The following is a 21,099-nucleotide window of genomic DNA, read 5'->3' on the forward strand; positions in this document are numbered from 1 at the left end:
GAACCCTTTGCGCCCATCCTGCGCAGGGAGAGGATTGAAATCAATCAATCTTCGGCGGTTTGACCAATCATCTGCAGGATCGAACGCACAGTTACCGAGGTTGGCATGCACAATTCCTCAAGCACATCGAAATGATCCCGCCCCGCCGCCATGTGAAAGGTCAGCCGCGGCAATTCCGATGCCCAACTGTCACGCAACACGGCAGATTGCACCTGAAACGCTTCGGGTTCGTCGCTGCCAATCAGGATGTGCACGGGAACTTGCGCCTTAACTTTATGGCGCAACGGGGAAAGCGCATTGATTTCGGCATCCGTCATGCGCGTCAGATCGTTGACGTAAGACCGCGCAATCGGTGCAAGTTCGAACACGCCGCTGATCAACACCGCGCCCCGTATCAATCTGTGAACGCCCCGCCCCAATACATCGCATATCACAGAGGCCGCCAAATGGCCGCCGGCCGAGTGACCTGCCAGAATGATCTTATCTGCATCAATGCCCAAGGCGGCAGCATGCGTGGCAATATACTGTAAACCATCATGAATTTCAGCGGTAAGCTCTGTCAAACTGACGTCAGGCGTCAAACTGTATCCAAGCGAAACACTGGCCCACCCCAGCGCGGCAAAACGTGACGCGGCGAAACCGGAAACGCTTTTGTCACCTTCCTGCCAGAAACCGCCATGGATAAAAACGATCGCTGGTTTCGGGGCATCATCCGCGTCTTTGGGTTTATAGATGTCAAGTTTCTGGCGGGGGCGCGGACCGTATGGAATATCGATTTGCACGTCCAACGCCGGATCACGCTGTGCCGCAAGGGTCCGGGCGACCATTGCATTCAATGCTGCGCCCGCATCTTTTGCAGACAGACTGGGCGACAGTTGAAAATCAAGTTGTTCAACGGACAAAGCCATCTGCGTATCAAATCTGCTGTCCACGGTATCTCCCTTGCCGGTTGGATATTTCACACCAAAGCAACATCCGGCAGTTACCGGCACTGCATTTTGGCGGCCAAATCTGTTTAGATTCTGTTAACCATTTCAACATAAAACTCTGCAATCACAAGATGCGGGGGGCAAAGCAATTTCCAGAATAATTTCAATCACTATAATACCTATGGCGTATTACGGGCGGTATGGGGCGTATAAGCATCGCGACAGGGTCGACCACCCGATCGGCATGAAAGACCTGCCGGCCGCATGACAATTACTGACCAGCTGACCGACCGCATCCCTGATCGGCATACCATCGATACCTTGATGCTGATCGACGACAACACGTTTGATCAGTTGATCTGCAAACGGGTCACGGCAAAAACCGGTTTGGTGGGAAACCTGCTGCAATATCTCGACGCGCAGCAGGCGCTTGACCATCTGGTAGATCCCGACGCCGCGACACCGGACCTGATCCTGCTCGACATCAACATGCCCAAAATGGACGGATTTGAATTTCTTGCGGCTGTGCATGACAGGTTTCGCAATGGGCTATGTCCGATCATCGTCATGCTCGATCCGGCTTTGGACCCGAAAGGCGAGGCGCGCGCCAGAGTGTTCCCGATGGTTCAGGGTTTTCTAGCCAAACCACTGACCCCCGAAGACCTGCAAAGCTTCGCCGACCTGCTGCGCGACCTCCGTTAACGTCGATCCGCAACACCCAAGAGCCGCGCCAACCTGCCACTAACCCTGCAAAAACATTTCGCGGCCCCCCTGACCCGTGCTAGCCATTTGGGATGACCTGTTTTCGCCCCACCCCCGACCAGCGCCGCGCGGCCCTGTCCCATCTTGTCGACGTGCCGTGGCCCAGTGATGATGCGACCCAACCACAGGATTTATTGGCCCGATGCCCTGCTGCCGGTCAAACGCCGCTGGTCTCATCGCCTGCGTTGGCAACCTTAACTGGTGTGGCAGACGTCCATGTCAAAGACGAACGTGCACGCATGGGCTTGGGCAGTTTCAAAGCACTCGGCGCAGCCTACGTCATCGCCCATGATGCACAAACCGGACGCGCCGAAGGCCAGACCTATGTGACCGCAAGTGCGGGGAATCACGGTTTGTCCGTTGCGGCGGGCGCTGCTGCTTTCGCAGCGCATGCGATTGTTTTCCTCGCTGAAACCGTTCCGGAAAGTTTCGCAGACCGGCTGCGCGGCCTTGGAGCGGACGTCCGCCGTCAGGGTGCCATTTATGAAGAGGCGATGCAGGCCGCGGCAGATCTGGCCGAAACGACAGATGCCATATTGCTGTCCGACAGTTCATGGCCGCAATACATGACCCGCCCGCACCGTTTGATGGAAGGCTATCTTGTTCTGATGCAAGAAGCCGCCGCCCAGATGCCCGCCCCGCCGACACATCTGTTTTTGCAGGCCGGTGTTGGTGGACTTGCCGCCGCTTCCGCCGCCTACGCCCGCAAAATCTGGGGCAAGACGCCGAAAATCGTGGTGGTCGAACCCGAAGTCGCCCCTGCCCTCATCGCCTCGATGCAAGCCGGTGCGCCGCAAATCACCCATGGCCCCGCCTCTGAAATGGGGCGGCTTGATTGCAAAGAACCCTCGCTGATCGCGCTAAAGGGGCTGGCCCGCGATGCCGATATTTTCATGACCCTGACCGAAGCCGAAGGCAAAGCCGGACATGATGCTTGCGTCCAAGCCGGCCTGCCCTCGACCCCATCAGGTGCTGCGGGGCTCGCGGGTCTAATGGTGGCCGCGCAAAACCCAGATGCATTTGAGCTGACCCGCGACGCCCGCATTCTGTTGATCCTGAGCGAAGAGCCAAGCGGATGATCCGGCCTGCGCGTGGCTTTCCCAAGGCGGAGTTCGAAAACCGCACCAGCCGCGCACAAAGGTTGATGGCCGAGAACGACATCTCTGCACTGTTGTTAACCACAGAAGCCGAAGTGCGATACTACACCGGTTTTCTTACGCGCTTTTGGAAAAGCCCGACGCGCCCTTGGTTTGTTGTTCTACCCGCCTCCGGCGCTCCGATCGCGGTGATCCCGTCGATCGGGGCGCATTTGATGCGGCAAACCTGGATCACCGACATCCGCACGTGGCAAGCACCCGATTATATTGACGACGGGATTTCCTTGCTGGCTAGCACCTTGATCGAGGTTACCGCCGCAGGTGCGCAGATCGGCATCGCGGATCAAATGGAAAGCAGTTTGCGCATGCCTCTCGCCGGTTTCAGGCGGTTGGAACAGATACTTGCCCCCCGCGCGATCACCGGCGATTGCGGCATCACCCGCCAACTGCGTCTGGTGAAATCGGGCGCTGAACTTGCGAAGATCAGAACCGCCACAGCAATTGCGGATCGCGCTTTTGATCGCCTGCCCGAAGTAGCGCAGGCTGGAGCACCATTGGCGCAGGTGTTTCGTGACTTTCAAAGGCTTTGTCTGGAGGAAGGTGCAGATTACGTGCCCTATCTCGCGGGCGGTGCGGGGCATGGGGGTTACGGCGATGTTATCTCGCCCGCGACCGATAGGCCGCTCGCGCGGGGGGATGTCCTGATGCTGGATACCGGTTTGGTTTGGGACGGATATTTTTGTGACTTTGATCGCAACTTTAGCATTGGCCCACCGACATCTGCGGTTGTTTCGGCCCATGAGAAATTGATCGGTGCCACACAGGCTGCATTTGATATTGCGCAAAGCGGGAGCGTCATTTCGGATCTGTTTCACGCGATGAATACACGGGTCAATCCCACCGCCGCCAGTTCCAATGCCGGCCGGCTGGGTCACGGGTTGGGCATGCAATTGACGGAATGGCCGTCAATCATAGCCGCAGATCACACGCCGCTTGTGCCCGGGATGGTGCTGACGCTGGAACCGGGGATCACCCTGCCTGATGGCCAGATCATGGTGCATGAAGAAAACATCGTCGCCACAGAAGGGGCCGCAGAATGGCTTTCCACACCGCAACCGGCTGACATCAGGGTGATCTGATGGCATTGCCTTATACACTGACAGCCAAACGTCCGTTACAACTCGGCCTTGTCGTCTTGCAATCGGACGAAACGTTGGAACGCGATATGCGCAGGCTTTTACCGGTTGAGGCAGAGACGTTGGTCAGCCGCGTAGCCTCCGGCACCGAACTCGATACGCAGATGATTGCGGGCATGGAAAGCAGGCTGACCGGCGCGGCAGCGCTTTTGCCACGCGGTGCGCAGATTGCGGCGGTGGGATACGGGTGCACCTCTGCCACGGCGCAAATCGGGGCCGCACGGGTGGCCGCGTTGATCAAGGGGGGCGTGCCTACCCCCCATGTCACCGATCCTGTGACCGCGTTGATCGCCGCCTGCGCCACATTGCGCATCACGCGACTTGGGATCATCACGCCCTATGTGCCTGAAATTTCGGATCAATTACGGGTGGTAGTTGAAAACGCCGGCATTCGCGTGACCGGCTTTGCCAGTTTCGAAGAACAAACCGAAGCGAATGTCGTGCGCATTGCAGAAAATGCGGTTTATGCGGCGGCGGTCGGGATGGGACAAGCGCAGACCTGCGATGCTGTTTTTCTGTCCTGCACCAATCTGCGCACGCTGGGTATCATCGACGCAATTGAGCACGATATCGGTAAGCCGGTGCTCTCCAGCAATCAGGTGCTGGCTTGGGATATGATGCGGCTGGCGGGGGTCACGCCGCCCGAGGATCTGCCCGGGCGGTTATGGCAGCTTTAGCTCGGGGTGATGCCCCGCAACCGTTCTGACCGGCGTCGTAGCAATTCAACCACGAACAGCAGCGCAATCGAAACCGCAATCAGGATCGTTGCGACCGCTAGAATGGTCGGGCTGATCTGTTCACGCAGACCGGTAAACATCTGCCAAGGCAGGGTTTTCTGTCCGGCGGAACCGACAAACAGCACCACAACCACTTCATCGAAAGACGTGATAAAGGCGAACAATCCGCCCGAAACCACACCTGGCAAAATCAGTGGCATTTGCACGCTAAAGAACGTTTTGACCGGCCCGGCCCCCATGTTCGCCGCCGCGCGGGTCAGGGAGTTGTCAAAGCCCACAAGCGTGGCTGTCACCGTGATAATCACAAACGGAATGCCAAGTGCCGCATGTGCCAGAACAACGCCGATATAGGTGCCAGTCAGCGTGAAGGGCAACTCGATCTTGCCAAAGGGTGTCGGTATGTAGGGGTTGGAGTAAAAGAAATACATCCCCGTAGCCGAAATGATCAGCGGTACGATCATTGGTGAAATCAGGATTGCCATGATGGCACGGCGAAATGGCACGTGGCTCTGGCTCAGACCAATCGCGGCCAAAGTGCCCAAGGACACCGAAAGCAATGTGGCGACCGGCGCGATCTTAAGCGAGTTGCGCAAGGCAAGCTGCCAGTCGGAGTTGGTAAAGAAGTCCTCGTAGTGTTTGGTCGAATAGCCCGCAGGGTCGAACGCCAGCATTTCAGGCGTGAAGGTAAAGAAATCCTGCGCGTTGAACGACAAGGGGATGATCACCATGATCGGCGCGATCAGAAAGAAGAAGATCAGCGCGCAGATCACTCGGAAGGAATAGTACCAGGCGCGTTGGCCTGTCGTTGCATAAGGTGGCAATCCGGACATGTGTTTAGCCCCCCAATTTCACGTTATCGATCCCGACAATCTTGTCGTAGACCCAGTACAGCACCATCACGATTGTCAGCAGAATGGTACCAAGTGCAGCCGCCAGACCCCAGTTCAGAGAGCTGGAGATGTGATAGGCGATCCGGTTCGAGATAAAGACACCTTTGGTACCGCCGACCAGTTCCGGCGTGATGTAATACCCGATGGAAAGGATGAAGACGAGGATACAGCCCGCCCCGATCCCCGGCACCGATTGTGGGAAATAGACCCGCCAGAAGGCTGTCCAATCCGTGGCCCCCAAAGATTTCGCCGCCCGCAGATAGCTGGGAGGAATGGTTTTCATCACCGAATACAGCGGCAGGATCATGAATGGCAGCAGGATATGCGTCATCGCGATGATGGTGCCGGTCTGGTTGTTGATCAGTTCCAGCCGGTTGTCGTCTGCGACAATGCCGATCCAGACAAGGGTATCATTGATCACCCCTTGCTGTTGCAGCAACACTTTCCACGCCGAGGTCCGCACCAGCAGTGATGTCCAAAAGGGCAGTAGCACGAGGATCATCAACAGGTTGGCGGTGCGGTCCTTGAGATTGGCCAGCAACCACGCGATTGGATATCCCAGCAGAACACACATGCCCATGATAGACAGCGACATGATCATCGTCCGGATGAAAAGGACAATATAGATACGCTCGTTCTCGGGCCGCTGTTCAATACCTTCGGCACCTTTCATCAGGTCCACCGAGTTCAGAAAATAGCCGTTGGTATAGGTCGGCGAATAGGTTTTGATCGTTTGCCAGACATCGGGATCGAGCCAGTCGTCATCGACATCGGAAAACTGTGCACGGATTGACACAGGTTCAATCTGGGAAACATCAACCGCGATGGGCAGTTCAGCGCCGTTTACGCCGTCATTATAAAGCGCGGTATAGACAAAATCCCACGGCTGTTCTTCGGTTGGAACATCGCCTTCGGCCTCGACGATCATCTTTTCCCAACCGTCATAAGCGCTGGTGGTCAACGGCAGTTTCGCGCGCAGCGCGTCATCGTCCATCCACGCGGCCCATTGTACCGGATCGGCATAGGCAGGATCAGCAGCGGCAAAGGCATCCGTATAGGCATCTGTATCAAAACGACTGATGCGGCGGCCTGATTTGCGAAACAGGGATGAGATGCCTGTTGTCTCATAGTTCAGGCGGCTGCCCAGACGTGTGTGGGATTTATACTCAACGGCGAGTGCCATGTCAGTGTAAAGTGCATTGAAAACAGGCTCGTCCGGCGCTTCGCCACTGGTGGCATCCCAGTCCTGCAATGCCACGACTGTGCGCGGAAGCGTGTTTTCAACAATCTCGTTTTCGACGGAGCGGAACAACATATCCGCAATTGGCATGACAAAAGAGATCAGAATGAACAAAAGCAACGGGGCGATCAGCGCCAGCGCGCGAATTTTTTGACGCCGTAATGCGCGGTTCAACGACGCTTTGAGCGGTCGTCCATCGGCAGCCATCATTTGTTCAGCCATGAGATGTCCCTTGTCGGTCTTTATGCCTGCCGGTTGGTCCGGCATGGTCGTATCGTAAAAAGGGGCGCAACATATGCCGCGCCCCTGATATCAATGGCTTACTGTGACAGCCACGCCTGGAATTTCGCATCCAGATCGTCGCGGTAGTCTGCCCACCACTCGTAGTTATACAAGAAGGTGTTCTTGGCGTTCTCTGGATCGGTAGGCATGTGTGGTGCCATCTCGATGCCCAGTTCTGCGTGCTTGCCGACCAGAGGTGCGGAAGACTTACGTGCAGGACCGTAAGAGATGTACTTGGCCTGATCCGCCAGACGCTGTGTGTCTGTCGCAAACATGATGTAGTCCAGTGCGCGGGCTTCACGCTCAGGGCTCAGACCTGTTGGAATAATCCAACCATCAAGGTCAAATACCTGCGCGTCCCAAAGCATCGCAACCGGCTGCTTCTGCTCTTCGATCAGAGCAAAAAGGCGACCGTTGTACGTGGAACCCATGACAACTTCGCCGTCGGCCAGAAGCTGTGGCGTGTCGGCACCGGCAGACCACCAGATGGTGTCGTCCTTGATGGTGTCGAGCTTGGCAAATGCCTGCGCCTGACCTTCTTCAGTCTCCAGCACGTCGTAAACGTCGTCTTTGGCAACGCCGTCACAGAGCAGCGCCCACTCCATGTTGTTGATCGGACGCTTTTCGAGGCTACGCTTGCCCGGATATGTTTCGGTGTCGAACAATGCGCAGATTTCGGTCGGTGCGTTGTCGCCAACCATGTCCGAACGGTAGCCAACTGTCGTGGAGTACACGATCTGTGGGATAAAGCAGTCAGAGACCAGCAGATCACCGAAGTCGTCGGACGCCTTGGAGCCGTCATCGCCATCAGCCAGCTGTGTGTCCGCGTCGATTTCCAGCGCCAGACCTTCGTCGCACAGGCGGATCGCGTCGGATGCAACAACGTCAACAACGTCCCATGTGACATTGCCTGCTTCGTTCATCGCGCGCAGCTTGGCCACGGCTTCGGCAGAGGATTCGTCGTTAATGATGTTAACGCCGGTCTTTTCTGCATAGGGGTCGTGATAGGCCGCCTGCTGTGATGCGGAGTATGCACCGCCCCAGCTGACGATCGTCATTTCGTTGGCCATGTGACCGTCAGCATTGGCCATTGCGGCCGTCAGCGTCAGGCACGAAGTCGCCATCAGTTTCATCGTTACTTTCATTGGTATCTCCCGTTTATTTCAGCCCGGTTTGGTCGTCCAAGAATGCAGCCCGGGCCGCCACATTCTCTGTTCTGTACAGTCGCTTGGCCGTTAGGCATCCAGCGCCCGACAATCCTGTGGCAACCAGCCGATTTCGATCACCTCGCCCGGTTTCAGGCGTTGTTGATCGGGGGCGTTGCGCGTTTTGATAACAAACTCATCCGTGCCGGCAACCCGAAGACGGGTGCGGAAAATGTCGCCCATATAAACGAATTCAAGTACTTCGGCCTTGAGCGTATGGGTGCCCTCTTGCAGGCGCTCGGGATTGAATTCGACGCGTTCGGGGCGGATGGAAACTTTGGTCCGTTCGCCCACTTTCGACACATTAACCGGCACCGCATCAATGATGTCACCGCTGTCCAACTTGACGATACATGTATCGCCCTTGATCTCTTCGACGACGCCTTCCAACGTGTTATTCTCGCCGATGAATTGCGCGACAAAGCTGTTTTCAGGCTTTTCATAAAGCTCGTCTGGCGGGGCCAGCTGCTGAATACGGCCATCGTCAAAAACCGCGACGCGGTCGGACATTGTCAAGGCTTCGGTCTGGTCGTGGGTCACGTAAACCGTTGTAATACCCAACTCATGCGCCAGATTGGTAATCTCGAACTGCAAGGTTTCGCGCAGCTGTTTGTCCAGCGCCCCCAAAGGTTCATCCATCAACACCAGCTCGGGTTCAAACACCAGCGCCCGTGACAGCGCGATCCGCTGTTGCTGACCGCCGGACAATTGCGCGGGACGGCGACCGGCGAAATCGCCCATCTGCACCATATCCAGTGCGCGCTTCACCTTTTCTTCCCGCTCGGACTTGCCAATCTTGCGCACTTCCAACGGAAAGGACAAGTTTTCGGCGACCGACATATGCGGGAACAAGGCATAGTTCTGGAACACCATGCCAATGCCGCGGTTGTGCGGCGGGATGTTGTTGATCGACACACCGTCCAGCGTGATATCGCCGTGAGTTGCTGTTTCAAACCCGGCAAGCATCATCAGGCAAGTGGTCTTGCCGGACCCGGATGGCCCAAGCATTGTCAGAAATTCGCCCTTGGGCATTGAGAGATTCAGATCTTTGACGACAAGGTTTACGCCGTCATAGCTCTTTTGCACACGATCAAAGGCGACAAAGGCCCCGTCGGTTGAAGTCATTCTGATTTATCCCCGTTTTTCCTGCCATAGCATTTGAACGTCGGGCAGGTTTTTTATTTGTCTGGTCTTAGACTGACGCGTGATCCATCATTTTACAACGCATTATTTGGAACGCGAAACGCGGCAATGGTACAGTTCCGCTAAATAGCGGGAAAAACGGGCAGCCGCGCCTGAAATCACGGCAAATATGATCAGAAAACGGCCCCGCTTCGCGACTTTTCGACTGGGGACCACCGCGGATCACAGGCCCGAACCGCCGGTGTCGCCGACCTAAAAAACCATCCACCGCCAATTTCGCGATTGCAAACGCACCAATCGTTTTAGCGCTATTCGCGTGTAAAATAGCACATAAGTCATGCACTTTCTTCCTGTCAGGAAAGGTGATTCCCCCCCCACCGCCTGGCGGCATGACGGGGGGGGGGCCGGTTTGTTCGAAAGCTGTGCGCGTTTCGCCCGCAGTCTATTTCAGCCGCTTGTACAGTGATGAGGTATCCCACCGGCCGCCGCCCATCTTCTGGACGTCCTTGTAAAACTGGTCGACCAGCGCCGTCACCGGCAGGCTGGCCCCGTTTTCATCCGCTGTTTCAAGGCAGATCCCCAGATCCTTGCGCATCCAGTCCACCGCGAAACCGTGCTCGAAATGGTCATCCAGCATCGTTTCATAGCGGTTCGCCATTTGCCAGCTGCCCGCCGCGCCCTGACTGATCACTTCGACTACATCACGACCGTCAAGCCCCGCCTTTGTCGCGAAATGGAGCGCCTCGGACAGTCCTTGAACCAAGCCCGCGATTGCAATCTGGTTGGCCATTTTGGTCAACTGTCCCGCGCCGCTTTCACCAATCCGTCGCACCAGCTTGGCGTAGGTTTTCATCGCCGGTTCCGCGCGGTCATATTGATCCTGATCACCGCCGCACATGATTGACAGCTGGCCATTTTCGGCCCCCGCCTGCCCCCCCGACACAGGCGCATCGACAAAACCCAGGCCGGCATCTTTTGCCGCGCCGTAAAGTTCTTGCGTTACCTTGGACGACACCGTGGTGTGATCAACAAACAATGCTCCTGCGGACATGCCCGCGAATGCACCATCCTCGCCCAGAGACACAGCGCGCAAATCATCGTCGTTGCCCACGCAGGCCATAACCAAATCGGCCCCCTTGGCGGCCTCTGCCGGTGTTCGCGCACTTGTGCCACCATGCTGTTTTGCCCATGCATCAGCCTTGGAGGCGGTCCGGTTATAGACGGTCACCTCATGGCCTGCCGCCTGCAAATGCCCCGCCATCGGATAGCCCATCACGCCAAGGCCAAGGAATGCAATTTTTGTCATCGTAAGGGTCCCTTTTGGAATTTTGTGCAGACGCCCTTGCACGCAAGGCGTCTTGATTATGTGCGGCATCACACTGCCGGTTTTGACTGTCGTTGCGTTAATATGTGCCAAGATCAAAGCCTTGTCACCCGTCCGTTGACTCAGGCTTCGTACCGCGCTGCGCGCTATCCGCCTCCCGCAATCCGCAGGTCCAAATCGCGCAGCAACGCATCAAACTCGGCGGGCGGCGGCGCATCGGTGATCAGAATGTCACTGCTGCGCAGCACAGGTTGGCGCAACGCAGGGCGATGACTTTGCGGCAGGAACTTGGATTGATCGACCGACATAATGGCCTGCGCCGCGTTTTTGAGCATCGCATTGGCCATATCAACCTCGCATTGCTCGTGCACCAGAAATCCCTTTTCCGCATCCACCATGGAGGCGGACAGGATCACGAAATCAACCTGCATCCGTTCGATCACATCAAAAGCGGAACGGTCAAATGCGGCCCCGTCATGGTCCCGCAACTGGGTTCCGGCCATCGACACCCGATTACCGGGAATGATCGCCAAAGTACTGGCGACAAAGGCCGAATTCGTCACCACCGTTAGTTTTTGACGTGTGCGCAGCGCCTGCGCGATAAAGCCGGAGGTCGAGCCCGTGTCGATGGCAACGCTCGCGCCGTCCGGCACGATTTCCGCCGCCAGCCGCGCGATGGCAACCTTGGCACTGCGGTTCTGGTTCATCCGCGCCAGAAACGGCGGGTCGGAGGCCGTCCGGTTCGACACCAATGCGCCATGCACCTTGTCCAACTCGCCACTTTCTACAAGCGGCTGTGACACCCGACGGATTGTCTGGTCCGACACCCCGAGAATCTGTGAAAGCTCGGTCACGGAAACCGTCCCGCGCATGTTCACGGCATGTAAAATCTGGGCTTTGTACTTAGACATACCCAACACATATACCCATAATTCCAACAGGGAAACGCAATTTTTGCAAGATATTCCGGCAAAATATCAACATAAATCAACATTTCGTTTGTCTGAATGTCGATATTGGGTAAGCATAGGATCGTACATATCCTTGCAGGCGGCACCATGGCACAGCACAGCGCGAAACACCTCATCATCGGCGGCGGCATCATTGGCTGCTCGATTGCCTATCATCTGACCCGCATGGGTGAGAAAGACGTGGTCCTGCTGGAACGCGCCAATCTGACCGAAGGGGCAACATGGCACGCGGCGGGTCTGGTCGGGCAGTTACGTTCCTCACGCAATACAACACGGATGTTGAAAAAGTCAGTCGAGATGTACGACCGCCTTCAGAACGAAGAAGGCCTGCAATTCGACTGGAAAAAGACCGGATCGTTGCGCTTGGCCGCCACCAAGGAACGCATGCTTGAGGCCAAGCGGCTGGCGACAATGGCGCGCAGTTTCGATCTGGAAATGCAGATCATCAGCCCCGCCGAAGCGAAAGAGTTGTTTCCCCTGATCGAGGAGAAAGGATTGGAAGGCGCGGCGTTTATCCCGTCCGATGGCTATGTCGATCCGGCATCTTTGTGTCAGGCTGTGGCGGGGGCCGCGCGCAAGCAGGGTGCTGATATCCGCCAGAAGGTCGAGGTGTTGGATTTCAATGTTACCAACGGGCGCATCACATCCGTTGAAACCACCGAGGGGCGCTGGGAGGCCGACACAATCATTCTGGCAACCGGCATGTGGAGCCGCGAGATCGCGGGCAAGCTGGGCCTCAAGATCCCGGCCTGCGCGGTTGAACACCAATATATCATCACGGAATCCACCGGCAGTGACATCGGTCACTACCCCACCCTGCGAGACCCCGAACGGCTGGTCTATTACAAACCCGATGTCGGCGGGCGGCTTGTGGTGGGCGGCTATGAGGAAGGCACCCTGCCTTTTGGGGATACCGCGATCCCGGGCAAATTCGTGCGTCAATTGCTGCCCGAAAATCTCGACCGGTTTTTGCCCTTGGCCGAACTGGCCGGCAAGGTGACACCCGTGATCAACGAGGTGGGTATCAGGCAGGTGATCAACGGGCCGATCCCCTATTCCGCGGACGGCGATTTCGTCATGGGATGGCAACCGGGCTATCAGAACCTGATGCTGGCAACCGGTTTTCTCTATGGTATTGCAGCGGGCGGTGGTGCTGGCGAAATGATTGCCGAATGGGTTGTTGACGGGCAGCCCTCGCTTGATCTGTGGCCCTTGGATGTGCGCCGCTTTGGGCCGCACCACGGCACACGCGCATTTATGTATCCGCGCGCGGTTGAACACTACGCGCATCACTACAAAATGCGCTATCCCGGTCAGGAACATGAAACCGTGCGCCAGTTGCGCCTGTCGCCCCTCTATCAACGGCTCAAGGATCAGGGCGCAGTTTACGGGTCCAAAAACGGCTGGGAACGCCCGCTTTGGTTTGCGCCCGAAGGGGTCGCGCCAGTGGACCAGCTTGATTTCCTGAACCCCGGCTGGAAGGCTTTTGCCGCCAAAGAACATATGGCCGTACGCGAGAAAGTGGCACTGATTGACCAAAGCAGCTTTGCCAAGTTCGAGGTGATCGGTGCCGGTGCGCTCGCGCTGTTGCAGCGGCTGTGTGTGTCGAACATGGACAAACCTATAGGTTCCGTCATCCATACCCAGATGTGTAACAAGAAAGGCGGGATAGAGGCCGACGTAACCTTTATCCGTCTTGCGAAGGACCGGTTCTATCTGGTGACCGGATCCGGCTTTGGCGTGCATGACAGCGACTGGATCAAACGGCACCTGCCCGATGACAGTTCTGTTCATATCGTCGAGGTCACAAGCGGCATGGCGGTGATCAACATCGTCGGTCCCAAATCCCGCGCAGTGCTGGCGGCGGCGTCTGAAAGTGATGTATCGGACGCGGCCCTGCCCTTTTCAACGGCGCGCGAGATCGTCGTTGGTGCGGCCCCCGTGCGGGCGGCGCGCATCGGATATGTCGGGGAACTGGGGTATGAACTGCACGTCCCGACCGAATTTGCCGCCCATGTCTATGACAGCTTGTGGCAGGCAGGCGAAAGTCATGGCATTGCCAATGTCGGTTATCGCGCGACTGAAAGTCTGCGGATGGAAAAGGGGTACGTTTACTGGTCAGGCGATATTTCACCGGACTATACCCCGATCGAGGCCGGATTGGGGTTCCGCGTGCATCTGAAATCCAAGGGTGATTTTATTGGCCGCTCCGTTCTTGAAGAACAGAAAACCAATGGCGTTCAGCGCAAACTCTGCACCTTTGTTGCGCCGCAAAATCTGCCCCTCACGGGCGGCGAGGCGATCCTGCTGGGCGATACACTCGTTTCACTGGCGACATCGGTCGGGTTTGGCTACGCTGTCGGGCAGATGATCATACGCGGCTATCTTGAGAAAAAGCATTGGGACACCAAAAGTTTCACGCTTGAGGTCTTTGGCGAACAACATCCGATCACGCAGGTCGAGGGGCCTGTGTATGATCCGCAAAACAGCGCGCTGAAAGGGTAAGCGAATGAGTGAACACACACAGACAGTTCTGGACGCCCTACGCAAAGCGCCGCAGTTTGCGACTGTTGAGACGGTCAACAGCATTACCCGTTTGGGTGGCTTGACCAACCTCGTGCACCGCGTCGAAATCGGCGATACTTCCGTCATCGTCCGCATCGCCGGCGACGGTACTGACGCATACATCGACCGCGGCATCGAGGCACATAACGCCGAAGCCGCCGCGCGTGCCGGTGTGTCTCCGCAGGTGATCTTTACCCAACCGGAAAGCGGATTGATGATATCCGAAACCGTGCCGGACATCGAAACCATGACGCCGGATTTGTTTGCATCACGCGCCGGATCCCCTGCCCGCGCGGGTGCGGCCTTGGCAAAACTGCACACCTCGGGTGAGGCATTCCAGTTCCGGTTTGAACTCTTTGCGATGATTGAGGACTACCTGAAAATCCTGTCGACCAAGGACGTAAAACTGCCCGACGGCTATGATGAAGTGGTCGCTGCCGCCGCCCCGATCAAACAGGTTCTGGAAGCTGGCGATATCACGCTTGCCCCCTGTCATTGCGACCCGTTGTGCGAAAACTTTCTGGATGACGGCACGCGCATGTGGATTGTAGATTGGGAATATTCCGGCATGAACGATCCCTTATGGGATGTCGGCGATCTGTCGGTTGAGGCGGGTATGAACGCAGCGCAAGACGCGGAGCTGATGACCGCCTATTTCGGACGCACACCAACGGCTGCGGAAACTGGACGGATGGTGATTTATAAGGCGATGTGTGATCTGCTTTGGACGCTATGGGGATTGATCCAGCACGCGGACGGCAACACAGCCGAAGATTTCTGGGCCTATAGCACCGCCCGTTTTAACCGCTGCAAATCCCTGATGCGGGACCCCGCGTTCCAATCCCATATCGACGCCGTGCGGGCCGGTTAGGTCGCGACCAGTTCCAGCAGTTGCGCGTGAAGTTGAGGTGTTGCCGCCGTCAAGGTGCGTCCGTCCGACCCCATGCCCAACGGTTGCCCTTGCCAGTCGGTCATGATGCCGCCCGCAGCTTCGACCACTGCGCTGACTGGCAGATAGTCATAGGGCTGCAAATCGAAATCAACCACCGCATCCGCAAGGCCGCGCGCGACCAATGCATGCGGATAACAATCCGCCCCCAAGCGCCGCAAGTCGCCTGCATGGATCAGCTGCGCGAATACCTCTGGCTCTTGTGCTGCAATCTTGTCCCCCTCGTTGATGAACAACCGCGCATTGTTCAGGTCTTGGCAATCGCTCACCCTGATTGTGTCGCCATTACAGGTCGCGCCAAGTCCGATGGCACCGGCATAGACTTCGCCCAGCGCGGGCATGCGAATGATCCCCAGTTGCGGCACATCCGCACGCAAGAAACCCAGCAACATCCCGAACAGCGGCAGTCCTGCGATAAACGAACGGGTCCCGTCAATCGGGTCGACAATCCACATGTCGCTGCCCGCGCCTGACTGGCCGAACTCTTCGCCAAAGATCGCATCATCGGGAAAGGCGCGGGCCAAGCCGTCGCGTATGGCCGTTTCGGTCTGCTTGTCGGCAATGGTAACCGGACTTTGATCCGATTTCGTCTCGATGTCTGGGCTCTTGCGAAAATGACCCATCGCCACCTGCGCTGCCACTTCGGTGATGCCAATAGCCGTCCGCAACCGGTTTTCCAGATCTGTCATAAGCGCCCCTTGTGAATGCCGGATCACGCCCATCTATTCCGCACCCAGCATCCAAAAGCTACAAAATTAATACAAATATGTTGATTTTTGTTGATTTAGATTTTTGAACCCTGTTGAATAAACCGTGAGAGCCCGCGCTATGTTCGGCTGAGTGCTATTGGTCATAGAAAAATCGGGCCCATAACAGGGAGATAACAATGAAATTTCTATCCTATGCAGCGGCCGCAGTTATGGCCGCGACGCCAGTCCTTGCACAAGAATCGACCGACCCGATCAAGCTGACGCTGCATGACTGGTCCGGCCAGCTGATCACAACAACGCTGATGGGCGAGGTTCTGAAAGAAGCCGGCTATAACGTCGAATATGTGCAAGCCGATTACATCGCCCAGTTTGCCGGTCTGAAAACCGGTGACCTGCATGTCGCTATGGAAATCTGGGAAACCACAGGACGCGAGGCGATGGACGAAGCGACCGCATCCGGCAACGTCATCAACCAAGGCGAAACCGGTATGATCGCAATCGAGGAATGGTGGTATCCGGCCTATATGGAAGAACGCTGCCCCGGTCTGCCCAATTGGGAAGCCCTGAAAGACTGCGCCGACGCTTTTTCCACCCCCGAAACGGCACCGCTTGGCCGGTATCTGGGCGGCCCGGTCACATGGGGCGGTTTTGACGAGGAACGCGTCGAAGCACTTGGCCTTGATTTCGAAGTGATCCACGCGGGCACAGACGCCGCACTATTCGCAGAGCTGGAATCAGCCTATCAGCGTCAGGACCCGATCATGCTGTGGATTTATTCACCGCATTGGGCACCGGCAAAATACGACGGAAAATTTGTCAAATTCCCTGAATACTCATCCGAATGCTATGCGGATGCCTCTGTCGGGATTAACCCTGATGCGGCCTATGATTGCGGTAAACCAACCGGCCCGATCTGGAAGGTATCCTGGGCTGGTCTGGACGACAAATGGCCAAATGCGGGCAAAGCGATCCGCAATTTCGACATCGACAACGCCGCAATGGGCGCGATGGTTGCCGATGTTGATCTGAACGGCAAATCCGTGGACGAAACTGTTGCGGCATGGATGGCCGACAACAAGGACGTCTGGTCCAGCTGGATTGCCAACTGATCCGTTCCACACATCACTGCGTGCCGGCATGCCGGCACGCAGCTGTCCGTATCCACTAAATTACAGGTCGTCCAACAGCTGATTGCGGCTGAATGCTGACGCTCGACCGAGGCCCGAATGAACAACACAACCATCCTTGAATGCCGCGACGTCTGGAAAATCTACGGCGCAAAGGCCGACAGTTTTCTGGAACACACCCCCGATCCGAAAAAGGGCGAATTGCGCAAGGAAAACCTGATCGGGGCCGTGCGCCGCGCCAATGTGCAAATCCGCAAGGGCGAGATTTTTGTGATCATGGGCCTGTCCGGTTCCGGCAAATCCACGCTGGTGCGCTGCCTCTCGCGCTTGGTGGAACCAACCGCAGGCGAGATCTTTTTCGAGGGCAAGAACCTGCTGACCATGAGCGAGGCAGAGCTGATCGAAATCCGTCGCACAAAAATGGGTATGGTATTTCAACAGTTTGCACTGCTGCCCCATCTGACAGTTCTGGAAAACGCCGCCTTTCCGCTGGACGTGCAGGGCGTCGACAAAAAAACCCGCGAAGCCCGCGCCATGGAAATGGTTGAACTGGTTGGGCTAAAGGGGCGCGAAAACAATTATCCGCGCGAACTTTCCGGCGGGCAGCAACAGCGTGTCGGCATCGCACGATCCTTGGTTGTCGAACCTGATCTGTGGTTTCTGGACGAACCGTTTTCTGCCCTAGATCCGCTGATCCGCCGCGAGATGCAGGATGAGTTTATGCGCCTGCAAAACATGCTGCACAAAACCATTGTCTTTATCACCCATGATTTTGACGAGGCAATCCGCCTTGCCGACCGTATTGCCGTGATGAAAGACGGCGAAATCCAACAGGTCGCAACCCCCGAAGAACTGGTGCTGAATCCTGCCACCGACTATGTCGCGGAGTTCACCCGTCATGTCAGCCGCTCCAAGGTGATCACCGCAGGCTCCATCGTGCAACCGCTCAGCGATGCCGCATTTGCGGGCACCGTTCTGCACAGCCAGTTGATTGACGACATCGCCAAACAGGTTGAGGATTCCGACGCCCCCTACAAAGTCGAAAAAGATGGCGAGGTCATTGGCCAGATCACCCGACAGGGCGTGATTGATGTGCTCGTGGGGCGTTCGTAAATGCCGCGTTGGCTGACAGCGGGACGCGCCTTTTGGGTGGCGCTGTTCGCCGTGACTTGGGCGTTATCCACCTGGTCATTCCAATTGTACAAAGCGCTGGACGCACGGTGGATCATCCGGTTTCCAAAGAAATGGCAGCTGGAACTCGATGGCGCGATCAGTGATTTTCTGGCATGGCTGGTTGAAGATGCCAGTTTCTATTTCTTTTCCTTCAAGGACCTGACCCGCGCCATCGCCGCCCTAATAGAAGCGCCCTATCAATTCCTGCGCAATCTGTTGATCGAAGGATTTTCAAGCGGTTACGGCGACACGGCGGTGCAACTGGCCCCCTCTCTCAGCTGGATTGCTGTTGTCATCTGCATTGCCGCGATCGGGCTTTATGCCCGAGACTGGGCCTTGGCTGCCTTGGTCGGCTGTTGTTTTCTATACCTCGCGATATTCGGGCAATGGCACAGCGCCATGATCACGCTGGCCTCGGTCCTGATTGCTGTGCCGATCGGCGCTGTGGGGGGGCTGTTTCTGGGCATCGCCGCCTATCGCCACCGGTGGATCGATATCGCGCTGCGGCCGGTGCTGGATCTGATGCAAACCGTTCCTGTGTTTGCCTATCTCGTGCCGATCCTGATCCTGTTCGGCTTTGGTCCGGTCGCCGCGCTGGTTGCCACCATCATCTATGCCATGCCTCCCATGGTGCGCATTACCATTGTCGCCCTGCGCAGCGTTCCCGACGAAATTCTAGAGGCCGGACGCATGGCGGGCTGTACCCGCCGCCAGATCATGTGGAAAATTCTGGTGCCCTCAGCCACCCCCACGCTTATGGTCGGGGTCAATCAGGTGATCATGCTTTCGCTGAACATGGTGATCATCGCCTCGATGATTGGCGCGGGGGGCTTGGGTTTTGATGTGCTGGCCTCCCTGCGCCGGCTTGATATCGGTGGCGGGATCGAGGCGGGTCTGGCCATCGTCCTGATGGCCATTGCGCTGGACCGCGCCAGCCAGGCCTTTTCCGAACGTAAATACCGCATCCGCAAAACCGGCAATCTGATGCAGCGTTACCCGCTTAGCAGCGCGGTCCTGCTGATCGCCGTCGCGACGATGATCCTTGGCAGGTTCATCCCTGCGATACAGACCTACCCGGACGCCCTGACTCTCACGACCGGACCGTTTTGGGCCGGTGCGATGGAATGGATCAACGTCAATTTCTTTGACACGTTCGAGGCGATCAAACTTGTCATCCTGCAAGGGCTTCTATTGCCCGTGAAGAAGTTTTTTACAGGTATCCCATGGGCTTGGGGCATCATTGCCACAGGATTGATGGCGGGGCGCATCGGCGGCTGGAAACTGGGCATCGTCGCCATGCTGATGATGGGGTTCATCGCGGCCAGCGGGCTTTGGGGCAAGGCGATGGTGACGATTTACCTTTGTGGTGTGTCGGTATTGATTGCAACAGTGATTGGCATTCCGTTGGGCATATGGGCGGCAGAGCGGCCCAAGGCGGGCAAGGTTATCCTTGGTTTTATGGACACGCTGCAAACCCTGCCCAGCTTTGTCTATCTGATCCCCGTGATCATGTTGTTCCGTGTCGGCGATTTCAGCGCGATGATCGCAGTTGTGCTTTATGCGTTGGCCCCTGCCGTACGTTATGCCGCGCACGGGCTGGCCGATGTCCCCGAACAGATGATCGAAGCGGGGCATATGGCCGGTTGCACCAAACGCCAGATCCTGTGGCGCATCAAACTGCCGCTGGCCACACCGCAACTGTTATTGGGATTGAACCAGACCACCATGCTCGCCCTATCCATGCTGGTGATCACCGCCCTGGTCGGCACCCGTGATCTGGGTCAAGAGGTCTATATCGCATTGACCAAGGCCAACGCCGGCAAGGGCATTGTCGCGGGTCTATCGGTCGCCTTTATCGCCATCATCGCCGACCGTCTGGTCAATGCCCTGGCCTTGGGACAACGCAAAAGGTTGGGGTTATGACACCTGAAATCATTGAAAACGTCACGCAGCTCAGCTGCTTTGAGAACCCGCAGGACATCGTTACACTTGGGGGTGGGCTGACCAATGTGAACCTGCGGGTGCGCGACGGGGACCAGCAATATGTCGTGCGTCTTGGCACGGATATCGCGGAACACGGGGTGATGCGCTGGAACGAACTGGCCCTGTCCCAAGCTGCCAGCGCCGCAGGGTTTTCGCCCAAGGTTGTACATCATGAAGCCGGTGTTCTGGTGCTGGAATTTCTCAGCGCGCAAACCTTTACAGAAGCGGATGTGCGCAACCCCGCGAACCTGCCACGCATCGTGTCACGGATCGCACAGGTCCATCGCGACCTTGCCGACCACCTGACACAACCGGTGCTGGCGTTTTGGCCGTTTCAGGTGAACCGCACCTATGCCGCGCGACTGCGTGCCGACGGTTCTCGCCACACCAGTGCACTGCCCGCGATGCTGGAACAGCTTGATCAACTCGAATCCGCCGTCGGACAGATTGACATGGTGATCGGGCACAACGATTTGCTGGCCGCCAATATCCTCGACGACGGGGACAAGCTTTGGCTGATTGACTGGGAGTACGGCGGGTTCAATTCACCCCTGTTCGATCTGGCGGGACTGGCGTCGAACAACGCCCTGTCCGAAACGCAAGAACGCGCGATGCTGTCGCAATATTTCGAAACGGACCCCGACAAACACTGGCGCGCTTATAGCGCCATGAAATGCACCTCACTGATGCGCGAAACACTTTGGTCGATGACTTCGGAAATCCATTCCGAACTCGACGTGGATTACGCCGCATATACCTCTGAAAACATGGACCGGCTTACATCGGCACTTGCCGACTTTACGCAGACATAAGGTT

18 protein-coding genes are annotated in these 21,099 nt (G+C 57.0%); 10 read left to right on the forward strand and 8 right to left on the reverse strand.

The features are described 5' to 3' along the window. Positions 1 to 44: 44 nt before the first annotated feature. Positions 45 to 932: an alpha/beta hydrolase gene (locus tag Z947_RS21600; protein ID WP_025045862.1), complete on the reverse strand. Its 888-nt coding sequence runs from the start codon at positions 930 to 932 to the stop codon at positions 45 to 47. Positions 933 to 1,193: 261 nt separating this feature from the next. Between Z947_RS21600 and Z947_RS0118985 the strand changes: the two genes are divergently transcribed. From Z947_RS0118985 to Z947_RS0119000, 4 genes are all read left to right on the forward strand, one after another. Further along, positions 1,194 to 1,631 (forward strand): response regulator, encoded by a 438-nt coding sequence (locus Z947_RS0118985; protein WP_025045863.1) that lies wholly within the window; start codon positions 1,194 to 1,196, stop codon positions 1,629 to 1,631. A 92-nt stretch (positions 1,632 to 1,723) separates the two neighbouring features. Further along, entirely contained in the window at positions 1,724 to 2,770 is a 1,047-nt protein-coding gene (locus Z947_RS0118990) for a pyridoxal-phosphate dependent enzyme (RefSeq protein ID WP_025045864.1), read from the forward strand. Then, positions 2,767 to 3,927, forward strand: coding sequence for a M24 family metallopeptidase (locus Z947_RS0118995; protein WP_025045865.1), 1,161 nt, complete (start codon positions 2,767 to 2,769; stop codon positions 3,925 to 3,927). The genes Z947_RS0118990 and Z947_RS0118995 overlap by 4 nt, the downstream gene beginning before the upstream one ends. Next, positions 3,927 to 4,661, forward strand: a complete 735-nt coding sequence (locus tag Z947_RS0119000) for a maleate cis-trans isomerase family protein (RefSeq protein WP_025045866.1) — start codon at positions 3,927 to 3,929, stop codon at positions 4,659 to 4,661. Before Z947_RS0118995 ends, Z947_RS0119000 begins: the two co-directional genes overlap by 1 nt. On the opposite strand, the gene Z947_RS0119005 is transcribed toward Z947_RS0119000, so the two are convergent. The 6 genes from Z947_RS0119005 to Z947_RS0119030 form a co-directional block, all read right to left on the reverse strand. Beyond that, positions 4,658 to 5,551 carry an ABC transporter permease gene (locus Z947_RS0119005; protein WP_025045867.1) on the reverse strand — a complete coding sequence of 298 codons (894 nt, stop codon included), beginning with the start codon at positions 5,549 to 5,551 and terminating at the stop codon, positions 4,658 to 4,660. The two genes, Z947_RS0119000 and Z947_RS0119005, sit on opposite strands and share 4 nt — an antisense overlap. Before the next feature lie 4 nt (positions 5,552 to 5,555). Then, positions 5,556 to 7,073 (reverse strand): ABC transporter permease, encoded by a 1,518-nt coding sequence (locus Z947_RS0119010; protein WP_025045868.1) that lies wholly within the window; start codon positions 7,071 to 7,073, stop codon positions 5,556 to 5,558. Between the two features lie 98 nt (positions 7,074 to 7,171). Beyond that, on the reverse strand, positions 7,172 to 8,278 hold the full coding sequence (locus Z947_RS0119015) for an extracellular solute-binding protein (RefSeq protein WP_025045869.1): 1,107 nt from the start codon (positions 8,276 to 8,278) through the stop codon (positions 7,172 to 7,174). Positions 8,279 to 8,368: 90 nt separating this feature from the next. After that, on the reverse strand, positions 8,369 to 9,463 hold the full coding sequence (locus Z947_RS0119020) for an ABC transporter ATP-binding protein (protein ID WP_025045870.1): 1,095 nt from the start codon (positions 9,461 to 9,463) through the stop codon (positions 8,369 to 8,371). Between the two features lie 460 nt (positions 9,464 to 9,923). After that, positions 9,924 to 10,856, reverse strand: coding sequence for an NAD(P)-dependent oxidoreductase (locus tag Z947_RS0119025; protein WP_338057845.1), 933 nt, complete (start codon positions 10,854 to 10,856; stop codon positions 9,924 to 9,926). A 95-nt stretch (positions 10,857 to 10,951) separates the two neighbouring features. Next, on the reverse strand, positions 10,952 to 11,716 hold the full coding sequence (locus Z947_RS0119030) for a DeoR/GlpR family DNA-binding transcription regulator (protein ID WP_025045872.1): 765 nt from the start codon (positions 11,714 to 11,716) through the stop codon (positions 10,952 to 10,954). A gap of 147 nt (positions 11,717 to 11,863) precedes the next feature. Between Z947_RS0119030 and Z947_RS0119035 the strand changes: the two genes are divergently transcribed. Further along, positions 11,864 to 14,281: a GcvT family protein gene (locus Z947_RS0119035; RefSeq protein WP_025045873.1), complete on the forward strand. Its 2,418-nt coding sequence runs from the start codon at positions 11,864 to 11,866 to the stop codon at positions 14,279 to 14,281. A 4-nt stretch (positions 14,282 to 14,285) separates the two neighbouring features. Next, positions 14,286 to 15,212, forward strand: coding sequence for a choline/ethanolamine kinase family protein (locus Z947_RS0119040; protein WP_025045874.1), 927 nt, complete (start codon positions 14,286 to 14,288; stop codon positions 15,210 to 15,212). On the opposite strand, the gene Z947_RS0119045 is transcribed toward Z947_RS0119040, so the two are convergent. Beyond that, positions 15,209 to 15,979, reverse strand: coding sequence for an inositol monophosphatase family protein (locus Z947_RS0119045; protein ID WP_025045875.1), 771 nt, complete (start codon positions 15,977 to 15,979; stop codon positions 15,209 to 15,211). The genes Z947_RS0119040 and Z947_RS0119045 overlap by 4 nt on opposite strands. Before the next feature lie 197 nt (positions 15,980 to 16,176). Between Z947_RS0119045 and Z947_RS0119050 the strand changes: the two genes are divergently transcribed. The 4 genes from Z947_RS0119050 (at position 16,177) to Z947_RS0119065 (ending at position 21,095) form a co-directional block, all read left to right on the forward strand. Beyond that, the gene (locus Z947_RS0119050) at positions 16,177 to 17,109 is read left to right on the forward strand and encodes an ABC transporter substrate-binding protein (RefSeq protein WP_025045876.1); all 933 of its coding nucleotides are present in this window, start codon (positions 16,177 to 16,179) and stop codon (positions 17,107 to 17,109) included. A gap of 117 nt (positions 17,110 to 17,226) precedes the next feature. Beyond that, positions 17,227 to 18,240, forward strand: a complete 1,014-nt coding sequence (locus Z947_RS0119055) for a quaternary amine ABC transporter ATP-binding protein (protein ID WP_025045877.1) — start codon at positions 17,227 to 17,229, stop codon at positions 18,238 to 18,240. Then, the gene (locus tag Z947_RS0119060) at positions 18,241 to 20,223 is read left to right on the forward strand and encodes an ABC transporter permease (protein ID WP_025045878.1); all 1,983 of its coding nucleotides are present in this window, start codon (positions 18,241 to 18,243) and stop codon (positions 20,221 to 20,223) included. After that, a complete protein-coding gene (locus Z947_RS0119065) occupies positions 20,220 to 21,095 on the forward strand; it encodes a choline/ethanolamine kinase family protein (RefSeq protein ID WP_025045879.1) in 876 nt (291 codons plus the stop codon). Before Z947_RS0119060 ends, Z947_RS0119065 begins: the two co-directional genes overlap by 4 nt. The last annotated feature ends 4 nt before the right edge of the window (positions 21,096 to 21,099 follow it).

This window comes from Sulfitobacter geojensis (assembly GCF_000622325.1).
GTDB lineage: Bacteria > Pseudomonadota > Alphaproteobacteria > Rhodobacterales > Rhodobacteraceae > Sulfitobacter > Sulfitobacter geojensis.